The organism is Acidithiobacillus sp. IBUN Pt1247-S3 (genome assembly GCF_041146875.1).
Taxonomy (GTDB): Bacteria; Pseudomonadota; Gammaproteobacteria; order Acidithiobacillales; family Acidithiobacillaceae; genus Igneacidithiobacillus.
The window spans coordinates 29,637-44,852 of record NZ_JBFRXP010000013.1 but is presented as its reverse complement, the minus strand read 5'-3'; the positions used below and the strand labels follow the sequence as shown (position 1 = coordinate 44,852).

Here is a 15,216-nt window from a genome sequence, read left to right as displayed (position 1 = left end):
AAGCCAACAAGCAAACCCGTACGAATAAATGTCAGATTTTGTCTCTGCATCGGTTAATTCAACACCCGTAAAGGTACACTACGCCGCCCCTGCTGCACCTGTCCGGCAAGCTGGCCGCATGCTGCAGCAATATCGTCACCGCGGGTCTTGCGTGTAACCGTCATCAAGCCAGCGCGTAGGATAATCTCGCGGAAGGCATCAATGCGTGCCTGCGAACTGCGACGGTAGCGCGCTTCAGGAAATGGGTTGAAGGGAATCAAATTTACCATCGCTGGAATCCCAGCCAGCAAACGCACTAACTCCCGTGCGTGCTGATCTTGATCATTAATGCCATCCAACATCACGTACTCAAAGGTAATCCGTCTACGTGGCGGAAGAGGATATGCGCGGCAGGCCGCAAGTAGCTCACGTAGCGGGTAATGGCGATTGATGGGGACCAATTCATCACGAATATCGTCACGCGTTGCGTGTAGGCTGATAGCCAAGTTCACCGGACTTTCCCGACCCAACTGTGCCAAGCCGGGCAGCACCCCCGCCGTACTGACGGTAACCCGTCGCGAACCCAAGCCATAACCGTAGTCATCCAAAAGTAGTCGGATTGCGGGAAGAACCTGTTTCAGGTTGAGCAGTGGCTCACCCATTCCCATAAATACCACGTTACTGATGGCATCCAGGCCGAGCTCACGCCGCGCGACGCGAATTTGCGCGATAATTTCGTGGGTTTCCAGGTTGCGGTTGAGACCTTGAGCGCCGGTAGCACAAAAGCTACAAGCCAGGGAACAGCCTACCTGAGAGGAGATACACAGAGTGCCACGCTCGTCTTCGGGAATGAATACCGTCTCGATGGCATTGCCATCCGGCAGCCCAAGCAACCATTTACGCGTACCATCGCCAGCGTGCTGTTCGCGCAACACAGCAAGCTCACCCACCTCGCAATTTTCTTCCAAGCGCTCGCGCAGCACTTTGTTGACATTGCTCATTTGCGCAAAATCGCCAACTTGCCGCGCATGCAACCATTGTAAGACTTGCGCCGCGCGGAAACGTGGCTCGCCCCACTCAACAAACAGCGACTCCAACCCGATCCTATCTAGGCCAAGGAGCTTGGGTCGGTCAGACGCTTGCGCGGATACGCTCATGGGCGTGGGCAAAGCTCCCGTTGCGAAAAGAAATACGAAATTTCCCAAGCTGCGGTGTCGGCGCTATCAGAGCCATGCACGGCGTTGGCATCAATACTCTCGGCAAAATCCGCGCGGATCGTGCCTGGGGCGGCATCCTTGGGATTGGTGGCGCCCATCAGATCACGATTCTTGGCGATTGCATTTTCCCCTTCCAGAACCGAAACCAGTACCGGGCCACTGCTCATAAAGGTGCACAACTCACCATAAAATGGCCGTGCTTTGTGCACCGCATAGAAACCACCAGCGTCTTCGGCACCGAGATGCAACATGCGGGCCGCAACAACCTGCAACCCCGCATTCTCAAAACGGCTCAAAATAGCACCGACGGCGTTTTTCTGCACGGCATCAGGCTTGATAATGGACAGGGTGCGCTCGAGAGCCATAAACATCCTCTTCAGTAGGCTATAAAATGGCGCAATCCTACCATCAGGCTCCTCCGTGAGCAATTTCCAGCGCTGCCCACAACGGATACCCTGTGAACTAGGCAGCAACCTCTTTGGGCAGCACCCCAGCCTTCTGCAAATATACCGGCAAAACCGCCACGACCCGCATGCCACGTTGTACATCGGGATCCTTCAGCATGTGGTAAAGGCCAGAGATTCCGCCTGCCTTGCCACGCGCTTCATGCTCTGCAGCATCTGCCAACGCCTTGCTCATTGCCTTACTAGAATGCATCAGTGTTGCAAAGGCACTCAGCAAGGGACCACTTTCTTGTTCCTGTAGAAGCTGACCCATGAGCGATTCGACTGGGATAGTTTCGGCAAGCAAACCAATCTGTCGGCTGAGATCGGCGACACGCTGCAAATTACCGTCGTCCTGTAGTTGACGAAGCAAACGTAGCGCCGCGACCACACTCTCATCGGCTCGTGTCTCTTCCCAGAGATCGCCCAATTTTTTCAGTTGCGCAACCAAGTCATTGCCGGCGCCGGTTTGCAAAAATCCCCACAGCGCTTCCACGCGCGGCAAAACATCACTGAACAGTTTCAGTGTCTGCGGCAAAATCGCCCAGGGGATCTCTTGCATTACCTTGAGTAATTGCGGGCCAAACCCTTGCAACAATTGGACGTTGTCGCGCACGAAGTCTGCATTATCCCGAACCCATTTCAAAATGCCCGCATCGCGCAAGGCATTAAGGGTCGCCAACAATTCCTCAACTGAGGCATCTAACTGATAGCGCTCATTCCAGTCACCAAAACGTAATGCTAGGCCGATGACGGCACTACTCGCGGGGCTACCAAGAAAAGACTCCGTACTGCTAACCATATCTCCCAAACGTGCCAAGCCTGCCCACTGTTCTGGGCTGAGGCTGGGCATGACATTTTGTTCCGTGGTCATTCTGCTCTCCTTTTTCTAGTACTCTATGGAAGAAGGGGCTCGCGCCCCCCGACCTCCCATCAAGCGGCAAAGATCTTTTCCGCCAGAAGCTTCGAGGCATCCAAGCCCCATTCCGGCATCTTTCCACGTGTCTTGAAGAAGAGATTTTTGTATTGCATCTTCAGCAAAAACGGAACATGACCCATTTTCAGGATCTGATCCGGACCGCCGAACCAGCTATTGGAACGAATGTAGAACGCTTGGTTTGCGCCCATGTCGCCAATACAGTAAACCACCGGCTCCAACTCTTTATCGGCATCTGCCGCACTCATCCGCCGCAAATCCTTGGCGATCTGTTTTGCGACAATCTCAGCCTCGGCATGGCCAATGCCACCCAGCTTCGGAACAGTGATGGCTGCCGCGTCACCAGCCGCAAACACATTGGGATACTTGGGGTTACGCATAGTGGTGTCAGTAACCACGAAACCCTCGCTGTCAGAAATCGGGAGACCCTTGAGGAAGTCGTGCGGCACCCAATCGGGGAAGATGATCTTCAGCTCCGCCTCAATGGTCTTGCCACTCGCCAATTCAACGCCATCCTTGGTGATGCGGGTGATGTCCTTGCCATTATTGACGTAGTTGAAGCCCATCCCAGACGCAATCTTCAGCAGGCTACCGACCACCTCTTCACCGGCATCTTCGGCAATCAGGTTAGCAGGGGTGAACACCGTGATCTTCTCGGGACCACCCATGCCATGTTCCTTGAGCCAAGTAGCGGTCGCCAACATGGTTTCTACTGGTGGCCCCTCACAAGCTGCCTCGGCACTCGGGAAGGCATGCCCACCATAGAGCTTGATATCCTTGGTGCCGTCACCCTGATGAAAACGCGCCGAACCTATCGCTACCGGCCCACCCTTGTATTCTTCGTGCAGATAGCGACGCAGCTTGTTGCCATAATAAAAGTCTGTGCAGGTTTGACCATGCTCGGCAAACCCTTCGATTTTGTCGAAGGCCAAACGATTACCAACACCAACGACGACATAATCGTAGGACATTGATTCACTTGCCGCACCAGGGCGCTCATTGGGGACAAAATCGACACGCTTGGCGTCCACATCCAGTGCCTTCACTTCGCCCTGAATGAAGTCGATATCATCCTCGGCGAGGGTGCTGCGTAAATCCATCGCCAATGTTTTGCTGGGATCACGGTCCTCATACACTTCCGCCGGAATATTTGGAACAAACAATAGATAATCCTTACGATCCAGCACGGTGATGCGCACAGTATCGCCACAATATTGGCGAATCTTCTGGGCGGAACCTAGGCCAGCGAAGTTACCCCCTAAAACGACTACATGCGGTTTCATACGTTACACTCCTCCGTTTTCATCGGAACCAAATACATCACGCTTTAAGTGTAGTATATGAATGCAAGTTGTGCGGAAAAGTAATATTCTAAAAAGACATATAAAACTATTGTTATTCTTTAGGCCACAGCAATAATCGCTCGGCGGGCAGTACGATCCGAACTCCTTCTCCTGAGACTCCCTCTCTATCTCGAGCAAGAAAGCGCCCGTGCAGCACCAGCGGCGCACTCGTGATAAAGCGCTGCCACAAGGTCTCTCGCCGCCATTCCTGCAGGGTAGTGGCTATTAGATTCTCTGCTGCGATTTCTCCATCGCTAAGTAGCATGACATCCTCGGCCCTTATGCCCAAAGTGACTTCTTCACCTGCCAAAAATCCCGGCATACCCGTTGCGCGCAAACGATGCTGTGCAACACGGACCCAATACCTGCCATCGCTGAGCGTTTCTTCGATCCTTCCAGAAAGAAAATTCTCCATGCCCAGCAATTGCGCCGCACGAGGATTGGGCGGACGGGAAAAGATCCCAGATGGATCGCCTTGGGCCGATATTTTCCCGCCCTGCAAAATCGCCATACGCTGCGACCGCGCGCAGATGCCGATGTCGTGGCTTACTACTAGCAGCGGTACGGCAAACATTTCTGCCTCTTCCACCAAGGCACCGATGATTTCATCGCGAGTTTGCAGATCCAGACTGGAAGTTGGTTCGTCGAGCAGTAGTAAACGCGGCTTGCGTGCCATAGCGCGCAGCAGAGCAACGCGCTGACGCTGACCACCGGAGAGGGCAGCAGGATAATGCTCCGCATGTGTTGCCAGGCCAACGCGCTCCAGCAGTTCCAGTGCCGCGCGCTTTCGCTGTGGGCTGTGCTCCGGCATAGGGAACGCGACGTTTTGCCAAACCCGCAGATGCGGAAAAAGGGCATAGCCTTGGGGCAAATAACCTAGCGGTCGACGTTCGGTGGGTAGATTTCCCCATGGCTCTACCCGCGCCGGCACTAGCCCGAGCAGGGCGCGGAGGAAAGTCGTTTTGCCTTCGCCAGAGCGGCCCAGCAATACCGTGAGCCCGTCCACCTCGAGGGAGATATCGAGGGAAACTGGATAGTTACTCTGGCAGCGTAATGCCAGCATCTACGCCAGGGACCGCTTACGTGCGCGCAAGCCAATCCACAGAGGAAAAGGGATTGCCACCAAGAAGAAGATCCAGAGCAGCGGATATACCGCGCTGAGGCCAATGTCTTCGAGATTTTGATAGAGTTTCACGGGGATACCCATGGGGTAATACGCAACAATCAAAACCACACCAAACTCGCCCATCGCCCGCACCCATCCCAAAGCCGTCGCCGTGGTCAGACCAGACCGGGCCAAAGGCAAGGTCACTATCCAAAAGGTTTGCCAAGAGGATTTTCCGAGCGTATGGCTCATTTCCTCTAATTCCCTGGGCACACCTTCGAACGCCGCGCGGGCGGAGAGCACATAGTACGGCATTGCCGCGTATACCTGTGCCATGATGAAGGCCGGCGCTGTATTGACCAACTCCACGCCCCAGCGAGAGAGTAGTGCACCCGCCGGAGCGTAAGGACCGAAAAAGGACGCAAGCAATATGCCCAGGGCCAAAGGTGGGGTGAGGAGAGGGAGCAAGATCAAGGCCTCTACTATGGGACTCCAGCGATAGCGCCGATGCGCCATCCACCATGCCAATGGCGTACCAAAGACTATACAGAGGAGCAGGGCGAAACCACTATAGACGAGGGAAGTACGGATGGCTTGCAGGTCGTTGGGAGCAAACTGCAGGTGCTGCCAATCCAAGCCCAAAAACATCTCGGAAAAGGGCGCGATCAGGATGGCAATGATCACCAGAGAGAATAACAGTAAGGACGCGTCAAATGAGAGCCGACGCAGAGAGTTAGAGCACTTCACTTCCAGTATACCGTTATATTACCTTGCATACGGCCATTATTTCGCGGGAACTGGACGCTGTCCAGTCGCACAACTTCGCCATGGCCCGCCCGACAAGAAGAGTGAGAATTTTTTCGCCTAAGACGCAGATAACTCGCGGAGCAGCGCTTGTAGTTGTTCGGGTAATGGCGCTTCCACACGAATGATGCGCTGATCCCGTGGATGTGGAAAAGCCAACAGGCTGGCGTGCAAGAATAGTCGGCGTAGACCACGCTCGCGCAACTGGGCGTTGGCACTGGCATCGCCGTATTTTTCGTCTCCCAGCAGCGGATGGCCGATGGACTGCAAATGCACGCGGATTTGATGCGTGCGCCCGGTTTCCAGCTCGGCCTCGAGCAAGGTGCAGTGGGCAAATCTTTGCATCAGTGCAAAACGGGTAGCCGCGGACTTACCGCTCTCCTGATCGACCCGCACGATGCGTTCGCCCGAGCGCAGAGTATTCTTGCGCAAAGGCAAATCCACACGGCGCTCGCCACCCGACCATTTGCCCCAGGCCAAACAGAGATAGCGTTTTTGAAAGGCAGAGTCACGCAAATCGGCATGCAGTTGGCGCAACGCCGAGCGGCGTTTACTGAGCAGCAGGCAGCCGGAGGTTTCTCGATCCAGACGGTGCACCAGTTCTAGCTCGCGCAATTCGGGGCGCAAGCTACGCAGGGCCTCAATCACCCCCCAGGCGATACCGGAACCACCATGCACCGCCAAGCCGCTGGGCTTGTCGAGCACCAGCACACGGTCATCTTCGTACAGAATGCGGGTGAGCAAATCATCGGCGAGCTTGGGCGCCACCTTGGGTGTGGGGCTGGGGTCGGCTTGCCGCACGGGCGGTACGCGTACCTGATCGCCAAGCGTTACATGGTATTGCGCCTTGGCACGTCCCTTGTTTACGCGTACCTCGCCGCTGCGCAGAATTTTGTAGACGTGAGAGCGCGGCACCCCTTTCATCACCCGCAACAAAAAATTGTCCAGGCGCTGTCCTGCCTCTGCTTCGCCAATCTCCAGATAGCGAACCCCGCTTTCCACCATGTGCCACTCCCGCGCAAACGTTTGCGATTCTAATCTCTTCTGTCATATATTGCGACGTAGGCCGCGCAGCAGTGAGAGTGCACCGGTCGAATACATAGGTATAAGCACCGGCCGCGACCGGATATGCTGCCCAGTTCACGCAATACGTTGCGCTCCCCGCTGTGGGTTTGAGCGCCGGAGAAGATGGTAATGAAAAGAATGTTGATTAATGCCACCCATGCCGAAGAGCTGCGGGTGGCGCTGGTAGATGGTCAGAAACTGCTCGATTTGCATCTGGAACACGCCTTTCGCGAGCAGAAAAAAAGCAATGTCTACAAGGGCAAGATTACCCGTATCGAGCCCAGCCTGGAGGCCGCTTTTGTCGATTACGGTGCCGAGCGGCACGGCTTTCTTCCCCTAAAAGAAATCTCCCGCGAGTACTTCCAAAAGCAAGAGCCTGGGCGCAAGCGCATTCAGGAGTTGCTGCGTGAAGGCCAGGAGGTCATCGTCCAGGTCGATAAAGAAGAACGCTCAAGCAAGGGCGCGGCGCTCACCACCTTTGTGAGCTTGGCCGGGCGCTATCTAGTGCTTATGCCCAACAACCCGCGTGCTGGCGGGGTATCGCGACGCATTGAGGGCGATGACCGCGCGCAGATTCGCCAGCATCTGCAGATGCTGGATATTCCCGAAGACATGGGAGTCATTGCCCGCACCGCCGGCATCGGCCAGGATTTTGAGGCGCTGCAGCGCGATCTGGAGTACCTCAAGCAAATCTGGCAAGCAGTTACCGCGGCGGCCTCCGAGCGTTCTGCCCCCTTCCTCATCTACCAGGAAGGCAATGTGGTGGTGCGTGCCCTGCGCGATCATTTTTCCGAAGACATTGGCGAGGTGCTGATCGACGAGCCCTCAGCCTTCGAGGCGGCGCAGCAATTTATGGGCGGAATGATGCCACGCATGGTTTCGCGCCTCAAATCTTACGAAAACGACATCCCACTCTTTAGCCGTTATCAGATCGAGCAGCAGATTGAGTCGGCCTTCAGCCGCGAGGTGCGTCTGGAATCCGGTGGCGCGATCGTGATCGATCACACCGAGGCATTGGTCGCCATCGATATCAACTCCGGCAAGGCCACCAAGGGGCAGGACATCGCCGAGACTGCGTTCCAAACCAACTTAGAGGCGGCGGAGGAGATCGCGCGGCAAATTCGCTTGCGCGATATTGGTGGCTTGATCGTAGTCGATTTTATCGACATGGATTCACCCAAACACCAGCGTGAAGTCGAAACTCGCATCCGGGAGTCGCTAAAAATCGACCGGGCGCGAGTGCAGGTGGGACGCATTTCGCGCTTTGGGCTGTTGGAGATGTCGCGGCAACGCTTGGGCGCGAGTCTGGACGAGGCCACCTACGAACCCTGCCCGCGCTGTAGCGGTACCGGACAGATTCGCGGGTGCGAAGGCACCGCCATGCATGTATTGCGCTTGCTGCATGAGGAAGCGCTCAAGCGTAACTGTAGCGAGTTGGAGTGTCAGGTTCCCATCGACGTGGCGGTCTATCTCTTAAACGAGAAACGTCAGGCAATTTTGGAGCTCGAGGCGCGTAGTGGTGTGCGCCTCAACATCATCCCCAACCCGGCGCTGGTGACCCCGCATTACGATATTCAGCGCATCAAGGGCGAGGCTAGTGCCGAGCGCCCGGTCGAGAGCCGTGTGAGTAGCGTGCCGCAGCGTCCGAGCAAAGCAGTTGCCGCCAGCAGCGCTGCGATTACACCACTCACCGCGCCACCACCGCCAGACGAATTACCACCCCCACGCATGCCGGTAGCAAAGGCGAAGCCAGCCCCCGAGCCGCGCGAAGAAGGCATCCTCGCCCGTTTGGTGCGTGCCTTGGTGTCGCGCTATGTACCCATGGATGCCGAGGCCTTTGCCGCCCTTACCAGTCTGGGGGAAGCCGTGGAGACCACGGAAAAGCCCAGCAACGACAATGATGACGACAATAGCCGCTCTGGTGGGCGTCGCCGCCGCCGTGGTGGCCGCCGCGCCCGCGCCCGCCGCCAGCACAATGGTGAGAGCAGCGAGAGTGCAGTTGACGAAAGTGATGTCGAGGAAATCGCGGACGTCACACCACCCCCGGCTGATGGTGGCATGGTAGACGAGGAACTACGTTATCCTGGTTTGGTGCCGACTGCCGATGATTGGCATCAGATGCTCGTGCCCGCCAGCACCCTGGCGCAGCCGACGCTTAGCCATGCGCCTGTCGAGCAGGCAGAGGAGCCTCTTGCCCACCAGGAAGGGCTTGCCACTGCACAACTCAGTGAGACCATTGAAGAGAGCGAGACTAGCACCACGCAAATGGCGGCAGGTGACTCGCAACTTACCCCATTCGCCTTTGCCAGCGGCGAAATATTGTTCGCGCCAGTTCCCGAGCAAGAAGCCGACGTACTGGAACCCGTTAACGCGGAAATGTCGGGCTCAGATTCTGAGGTAAGCGACGACGACCCTACGCAGAAGGGTCAGGGTGATCTCCTTGGGGATGGCTGACAGGGCGAAGCTGCCAGCCAGCTACCCAGCCCGCTCGATAAACTTTTCCGCAGCGCGCTGAATTTTCGCACGACAGGCACGAAACTCTTCTATATTGCCCCAATAGGGATCGGCGACTTCCGCGGGCTCTTTCCCCTCCAAAAAGGGGTCGAGTAACAGGCCAATTCGCGCGGAATGTTGCGCCCCGGCAAGGGACTGCAGCTCGCGCAGATTGGCGCGATCGAGGGCGAGTATCCAGTCAAAATGGTCAAAGTCGGCCTTCTCCACTTGGCGCCCACGGAGATTTTCGATGCTAACGCCAGCTTCTGAACTGACTTGGCGCGCGCGGCGGTCGGGCGCCTCGCCGATGTGGTAATCTGCCGTGCCGGCGGAGTCGATCTTCCAGTCGAGCCCGCGCTCATGAGCGAGCTGTCGGAATACACCCTCCGCCATTGGTGAGCGGCAAATATTCCCCAGGCAAACCAAAAGTATCTTCATAGTGCTAGCGCTGCCGCCAGGTACTGCCTCCAGCACTGTCTTCGATCACGATTCCTGCGGCATCGAGTTCATCGCGAATGGCGTCGGCGCGGGCAAAGTCGCGTTGCGCCCGCGCGTTCTGTCGCTCGACGAGCTTTTCTTCAATCCACTTTGCATCGCCCGCTTCACCCTGAAAGAAGCGTTCCGGATCTTGCGTCAACAGTCCCAAAACCCCACCCAATGTACGCAAGAGCGCGCCCAGAGGCGGCGCCAGTTCACTGCCCTGCTCGCGCAGCCGATTGATCTCCCGTGCCAGGTCGAAGAGCACGGCCAGGGCCTCGGGGGTATTGGCGTCGTCCGCCAACGCGGCGAGAAAGCGCGCCTCCCAATCCATACCCAGCTCGGGGGCTCTCTCATGCTGCACGAGACCGCGTAGCGCCGTGTACAGGCGCGAGAGCGAGCTTTGCGCCGCAGCCAAGGCGTCATCGCTGTATTGCAAGGGACTGCGGTAGTGGCTACCGAGAATAAAAAAGCGCAATGCTTCACCGCCATACATAGGGAGCAGATCACGCACCGTGACGAAATTCCCCAACGACTTCGACATCTTTTCGTCGCGCACACGGATGTGCCCGTTATGCAGCCAATAGCGAGCAAAGGCACAACCCGCACCCTGGGACTGGGCAATTTCATTCTCATGATGGGGAAACTGCAAATCCAGGCCACCGCCGTGGATATCGAATTCACAACCCAAGGCCTCGGTAGACATCGCCGAGCATTCGATATGCCAGCCTGGGCGCCCCTCTCCCCACGCTGAAGGCCAAGCAGGTTCCGCCGCCTTGGCGGCTTTCCAAAGCGCAAAATCGAGAGGATCGCGCTTGTTTTCACCCGGCTCGATGCGCGCACCGACCTGCAGTTCGTCGAGACTACGCCCGGAGAGCTGGCCATAGGCGGGAAAGCTACGTACCGCGTAATAGACGTCGCCATTATTGGCGACGTACGCGTGGCCTTTCTCGATCAGTTCGCTGATCAGACGCTGCATGCCAGGGATATGTTGCGTAGCACGCGGCTCTTCGTCGGGCGGCAGGCATCCCAACGCCTGCTCATCCTCATGCATAGCGACAATAAAGCGCTCAGTAAGCTCGCCGATGGGCTCCTGGCGTTCTGCCGCACGCTGAATGATCTTGTCATCGACATCAGTGATATTACGCACGTAACGGGTCTGTAGACCCCAATAACGCAGAATGCGCGCCCAGGTGTCGAAGGTGACCATGGCGCGGGCATGGCCCAAGTGACAATAGTCGTAGACCGTCATGCCGCAGACATAGAGGCTGACCTTGCCGGGCTGCAGCGGGGTAAAGCGGACTTTCTGCCGTTGCAGGCTGTCGTGAAAATGCAGAGGGGGCAATTCTTTCGGCATGTGTTCCTCGAGACTCGCTCAGGATGCGAGGGGTGCCAGACGATGCAGCACTTCCGCATGCGGGATCAGGGGCAGCAATTGCGCCAGCTCCGGACCCTGTTCACGTCCAGTAAGCGCTATGCGCAAGGGATGATACAGGTCGCGGCCCTTACAGCCAGTCTGCTGCGCAAGCTGGCGCGTCCAGGCGCGAAAATCCTCGGGCTGCGCTGTGTAGCAGGCCCGCGCTTGCAACCAGAAATCTTCTGGAGTCTCGCGCAATTCCTTGCGCGCTTCCTCGCTAAGTTGCAGGGGCGCGAAACAGCACTCTGCCCAAATAACGGCATCTGCGGGAAAGCGGATATTACCGCGTACAGCAGCCACAAAATCATCACGTTTTTCGCTAGGTACCAGATCCAGAGCCGGCTGCAACCAATGGATCAGGCCTTCGAGCTCTGCATTCTGGATCGTCTGCTCCTGCCAATACTGTAGTTGCTCCGCATCGAAATGCGCCGGGGCGCGCCCGATCTGCGGCAAGGAAAAATCAGTAATGAGCTCGACGTCGCTGCGCCAATGGGCCTCGGCATAATGGTGTCCGAGTTGCCCCAAATAATTCCGCAGCGCTGCCGGGAGATAACCCTGTGCCCGCATCTCGCGTAGGCTTGCCGCGCCATTGCGCTTGGAGAGAGGCTGCCCGTCGTTGCCTTGCAAGAGTGGCAAGTGGGCATATTGCGGCGTCGGCAAATCCAGCGCCTGCAGAATCAAAATTTGGCGCGGGGTATTGGTGAGATGATCCTCACCGCGAATCACCAGGTTAATACCCATCAGGGCATCATCCACAGCGTTGGCAAAGAAAAAAGAGGGCGAGCCGTCGCTGCGCCGGATTACGAAATCCCCGAGGTCCGCTAGGGCATAACTGCGCGCTCCCCAAACGAGATCGTCCACCTGCAAGGCACCAGAACGCGGTACGGCAAAGCGCAGGGTAGCCTCTTCCCCTGCCGCCAAGCGCTTTTGCGATTCTTCGCGCGACAACGTACGACAGCGCCCCGAATAACGTGGAGCCCTACCCCGCTGCCGCTGATTTTCGCGCTCAGCGGCAAGCTCTTCTGCCGTGCAAAAACAGGGGTAGGCATATCCGGCATCGAGAAGTTTTCGAAAGAGATCGGCGTAGATGGGCAGGCGCTGCATTTGTGCATACGGCCCGTGTGGACCGCCACAATCCGGGCCTTCATCCCAGTTCAGTCCGAGCCAGCGCAGGTCATCTATAAGAGCCGCCGCCAACTCTGCCGGGGAGCGTGCCTGATCGGTATCTTCCATGCGTAGAACGAAACGTCCGCCACTTTGCCGCGCGAGAAAGAACGCGAACAAAGCCGTGCGAGCGTTACCCAAGTGAATGTAGCCCGTAGGGCTGGGCGCAAAGCGACTCGTGAAATTCATCGTGGTATGATAGAAGCCCAAGGGCCTCGCCGCAATCGGCGGGGCCTGAAAATATCGTCATCGTAGGGAAGGTACATGGGCAAAGGGCAATCGTCGGGTGCGGCCAAGGTGGCGCCGCGCAAGCAGCGTCATATTGGACGTTGGGTGTTCGTCATTGGGCTGTTAATCATCGCCAACATCTTCATCGGTGCGGCGATTTTTACCTACCGTATCTGGTCCACCCTACCGCCTGTGCATGAGCTCAAGGAGTGGCATCCTGACGAACCCCTGCGTATTTATGCCGCCAATGGCAGCTTGCTGCAGGTAGTCGGCCCACAGATGCGCTACGCCCTGCCTTTACAGCAGATTCCCAAACAACTGCAGGAAGCTTTTATTTCTGCAGAAAATTCTCATTTTTACAGCAACAACCCGTTGTACTATCCCGTCAGTTTACCCGGCATTTTACGGGCCGCTTTTGTCGACCTGACCCATTTGGCGCCAGTGCAGGGGGCCAGTACCATCCCTGAGCAGGTGGCCCGCAACTTCTACCTTACACCGCAGAAGACCATCACCCGTAAAGTGGCGGAGATCTTGCTCGCCTATAAGCTTGCGCAGCATTTTTCCCACGCCCAGATTCTCGAGCTCTACCTCAACAAGATCTATCTCGGGCAAGGCGCCTATGGCGTCGAGGCGGCAGCAGAGACCTATTTTGGCAAGCGCGTCGATCAACTCACCCTTGGGGAAATGGCGACAATTGCCGGCCTACCGCCTGCACCTTCTTACTTAAACCCCGTGGTCAATCCCCAACTGGCAACTAAGCGTCGGGATTACGTGTTACGCCGCATGTACGCGCGCGGCTACATCAGCCACAGCGAAATGAATGCGGCCAAACAGGAACCGATCCTCTCCCGTTATCACGAATCCGCGTCCAACAGTGCTCCCTATGTCACGGACTGGATCGCCAATTGGCTGAGCCAACAGTTTGGCACCGATTTCACCTATCGTTCAGGCTTGAAGGTCTACACCAGTATTGATCCGCAGGATCAGCAAGCGGCCAACCAGGCACTGGAAATCGGACTGGAAAATTACGATATGGGCCTCAATAGCCTCGACCCGAAAAGCTATCGCGGTCCCATCGCCCGTCTGCAAGGTACGGAATTACAGTCGGCACTCGCTGGCAAGCGCCCGAGTGAGCTTCCTTCGCATGACCCCGCCAATCTGAAATGGGCGGTCGTCACCGCGAGTTCCGCAAAAAGTGCCCAACTTTCCCTACAGGGCAAACAAACGGTTACGTTGGCCCTACGCGACGTCGCCTGGGCGCGCTCGCGCATCGGCGGACCTAAGCCGCGCAGCGTCGATAGCGTATTGCACCCAGGCGATCTGGTCTGGTTGCGCCCTTATGTGCGAGCGGTAACGGTGGGTGCAGATGCGGAATGGGGCGCCAATGTCTGGTCTTCACCTGGTCCTAATGCTGGCTGGCAATTGACGCAGATACCCAAGGTGCAAGGCGCCATTGTCAGTCTGGACAGTCAAACTGGGGCAATTCTCGCCATGAGTGGTGGCTTTAGTTACGAACTGAGCCACTTCAATCGTGCCGTCTTTGCCTACCGGCAACCCGGTTCTGGCTTCAAGCCTTTCGTTTATGCTGCGGCCATGGATGCTCCCGCACTCCTCGCCTCGGGTTCCAGCACCTACATGACCCCGCAGACTTTGATTCCCGACACGCCGCTGTCAATTACGTTGCCATCTGGCCAGGTCTACAGCCCGACCAATTACAGCAATCAATTTTCTAATACGCCGATCCCAGTCTGGTCGAATTTGGCCTATTCCCACAACGTGCCCAGCGTACGCATCCTCATGGATATTGGCATTCCGTACGCGGCACAGTACGTGCAGCGCTTTGGCTTTCCGGCCAAGCAGGTGCCAGGAGTGCCGTCCATGGTTCTCGGCTCTGGTGACTTCGCGCCCATACAGATGGCGCGCGGTTACGCGGTCTTCTCCAACGGCGGTCATCTAGTCAAGCCCTATCTCATCCGCAAGATCGTCAAGAGCAACGGCACCCAGGTGTCGTTACTCGGTTGCCCGATGGGGTATGAAGCGCCGCCCACAGAGTCGGCAATTCCAGCCGGAGTTGCCTACCTGATGACCGAAATGATGCAGCAGGTAATCAAAATTGGTACGGGTGTTGCCGCCCAAAGCTTGGGGCGCCACGACATCGCAGGAAAAACTGGCACCACGAACAACGAAAACAATGCCTGGTTCAACGGCTTCAGTCCGCAGATTACCACCAGTGTCTGGGTGGGCTATGACGATAACCGTACGATGGGGCATTGGGCAGCCGGAGCGCGCCAAGCACTACCGATCTGGATTCACTACATGAAGACGGCTCTGGCCAAAACGCCTGATCTACCCTTCCCCCGGCCAGCTAGCGTGGCAGGTGCAACACAAAGCTTTTCCAGTCCGGTTGGCGTATCTGACTACTTGACCGGATATCCCACGGTTGCCAGCGCAACTTCCTCCACGGCAAGTACCAGCAGTGGCGAAAGCAGCAAGCTGATCGAAACGATCAAAAACCTCTTCTAATAAGGGAGGCTAGCCGCAGCG

At 57.0% G+C, this 15,216-nt stretch carries 12 protein-coding genes; 2 read left to right on the top strand and 10 right to left on the bottom strand.

The genetic code is table 11. From position 1 onward, the window contains the following. Positions 1 to 53: 53 nt before the first annotated feature. The 7 genes from rlmN to rluC form a co-directional block, all read right to left on the bottom strand. Positions 54 to 1,136 carry a 23S rRNA (adenine(2503)-C(2))-methyltransferase RlmN gene (rlmN, locus tag AB4090_RS10150; protein WP_369573759.1) on the bottom strand — a complete coding sequence of 361 codons (1,083 nt, stop codon included), beginning with the start codon at positions 1,134 to 1,136 and terminating at the stop codon, positions 54 to 56. After that, entirely contained in the window at positions 1,133 to 1,561 is a 429-nt protein-coding gene (gene ndk, locus AB4090_RS10145) for a nucleoside-diphosphate kinase (protein WP_369573794.1), read from the bottom strand. Before ndk ends, rlmN begins: the two co-directional genes overlap by 4 nt. 97 nt (positions 1,562 to 1,658) lie before the next feature. After that, the gene (locus AB4090_RS10140; RefSeq protein ID WP_369573758.1) at positions 1,659 to 2,513 is read right to left on the bottom strand and encodes a DUF1641 domain-containing protein; all 855 of its coding nucleotides are present in this window, start codon (positions 2,511 to 2,513) and stop codon (positions 1,659 to 1,661) included. A gap of 59 nt (positions 2,514 to 2,572) precedes the next feature. After that, positions 2,573 to 3,859 carry an NAD(P)/FAD-dependent oxidoreductase gene (locus AB4090_RS10135; RefSeq protein ID WP_369573757.1) on the bottom strand — a complete coding sequence of 429 codons (1,287 nt, stop codon included), beginning with the start codon at positions 3,857 to 3,859 and terminating at the stop codon, positions 2,573 to 2,575. Between the two features lie 112 nt (positions 3,860 to 3,971). Beyond that, entirely contained in the window at positions 3,972 to 4,982 is a 1,011-nt protein-coding gene (locus AB4090_RS10130) for an ABC transporter ATP-binding protein (protein ID WP_369573756.1), read from the bottom strand. Further along, positions 4,983 to 5,708: a molybdate ABC transporter permease subunit gene (locus tag AB4090_RS10125; RefSeq protein ID WP_369573755.1), complete on the bottom strand. Its 726-nt coding sequence runs from the start codon at positions 5,706 to 5,708 to the stop codon at positions 4,983 to 4,985. 180 nt (positions 5,709 to 5,888) lie between these two features. Next, complete coding sequence (gene rluC, locus AB4090_RS10120) at positions 5,889 to 6,833, bottom strand: 23S rRNA pseudouridine(955/2504/2580) synthase RluC (protein ID WP_369573754.1); 945 nt, start codon at positions 6,831 to 6,833, stop codon at positions 5,889 to 5,891. A 189-nt stretch (positions 6,834 to 7,022) separates the two neighbouring features. Between rluC and AB4090_RS10115 the strand changes: the two genes are divergently transcribed. After that, positions 7,023 to 9,347, top strand: a complete 2,325-nt coding sequence (locus tag AB4090_RS10115; protein ID WP_369573753.1) for a ribonuclease E/G — start codon at positions 7,023 to 7,025, stop codon at positions 9,345 to 9,347. Between the two features lie 21 nt (positions 9,348 to 9,368). On the opposite strand, the gene AB4090_RS10110 is transcribed toward AB4090_RS10115, so the two are convergent. From AB4090_RS10110 to gltX, 3 genes are read right to left on the bottom strand one after another with little or no spacing between them, the layout of a single operon-like run. Continuing rightward, a complete protein-coding gene (locus AB4090_RS10110; protein ID WP_369573752.1) occupies positions 9,369 to 9,824 on the bottom strand; it encodes a low molecular weight protein-tyrosine-phosphatase in 456 nt (151 codons plus the stop codon). A 4-nt stretch (positions 9,825 to 9,828) separates the two neighbouring features. Continuing rightward, positions 9,829 to 11,220 (bottom strand): cysteine--tRNA ligase, encoded by a 1,392-nt coding sequence (gene cysS / locus AB4090_RS10105; RefSeq protein ID WP_369573751.1) that lies wholly within the window; start codon positions 11,218 to 11,220, stop codon positions 9,829 to 9,831. An 18-nt stretch (positions 11,221 to 11,238) separates the two neighbouring features. After that, on the bottom strand, positions 11,239 to 12,633 hold the full coding sequence (gene gltX, locus AB4090_RS10100) for a glutamate--tRNA ligase (protein ID WP_369573750.1): 1,395 nt from the start codon (positions 12,631 to 12,633) through the stop codon (positions 11,239 to 11,241). 75 nt (positions 12,634 to 12,708) lie between these two features. Here gltX and AB4090_RS10095 point away from each other — a divergent pair, with 75 nt between their 5' ends. Beyond that, on the top strand, positions 12,709 to 15,195 hold the full coding sequence (locus AB4090_RS10095; RefSeq protein ID WP_369573749.1) for a penicillin-binding protein 1A: 2,487 nt from the start codon (positions 12,709 to 12,711) through the stop codon (positions 15,193 to 15,195). Positions 15,196 to 15,216: the final 21 nt, after the last annotated feature.

What these genes read in the sequence shown, in the direction of transcription:
- rlmN (WP_369573759.1), bottom strand. Translation starts at nt 1,136, where the DNA reads ATGAGCGTATCCGCGCAAGCGTCTGACCGACCCAAGCTCCTTGGCCTA.
- ndk (WP_369573794.1), bottom strand. Translation starts at nt 1,561, where the DNA reads ATGGCTCTCGAGCGCACCCTGTCCATTATCAAGCCTGATGCCGTGCAG.
- AB4090_RS10140 (WP_369573758.1), bottom strand. Translation starts at nt 2,513, where the DNA reads ATGACCACGGAACAAAATGTCATGCCCAGCCTCAGCCCAGAACAGTGG.
- AB4090_RS10135 (WP_369573757.1), bottom strand. Translation starts at nt 3,859, where the DNA reads ATGAAACCGCATGTAGTCGTTTTAGGGGGTAACTTCGCTGGCCTAGGT.
- AB4090_RS10130 (WP_369573756.1), bottom strand. Translation starts at nt 4,982, where the DNA reads ATGCTGGCATTACGCTGCCAGAGTAACTATCCAGTTTCCCTCGATATC.
- rluC (WP_369573754.1), bottom strand. Translation starts at nt 6,833, where the DNA reads ATGGTGGAAAGCGGGGTTCGCTATCTGGAGATTGGCGAAGCAGAGGCA.
- AB4090_RS10115 (WP_369573753.1), top strand. Translation starts at nt 7,023, where the DNA reads ATGAAAAGAATGTTGATTAATGCCACCCATGCCGAAGAGCTGCGGGTG.
- AB4090_RS10110 (WP_369573752.1), bottom strand. Translation starts at nt 9,824, where the DNA reads ATGAAGATACTTTTGGTTTGCCTGGGGAATATTTGCCGCTCACCAATG.
- cysS (WP_369573751.1), bottom strand. Translation starts at nt 11,220, where the DNA reads ATGCCGAAAGAATTGCCCCCTCTGCATTTTCACGACAGCCTGCAACGG.
- gltX (WP_369573750.1), bottom strand. Translation starts at nt 12,633, where the DNA reads ATGAATTTCACGAGTCGCTTTGCGCCCAGCCCTACGGGCTACATTCAC.
- AB4090_RS10095 (WP_369573749.1), top strand. Translation starts at nt 12,709, where the DNA reads ATGGGCAAAGGGCAATCGTCGGGTGCGGCCAAGGTGGCGCCGCGCAAG.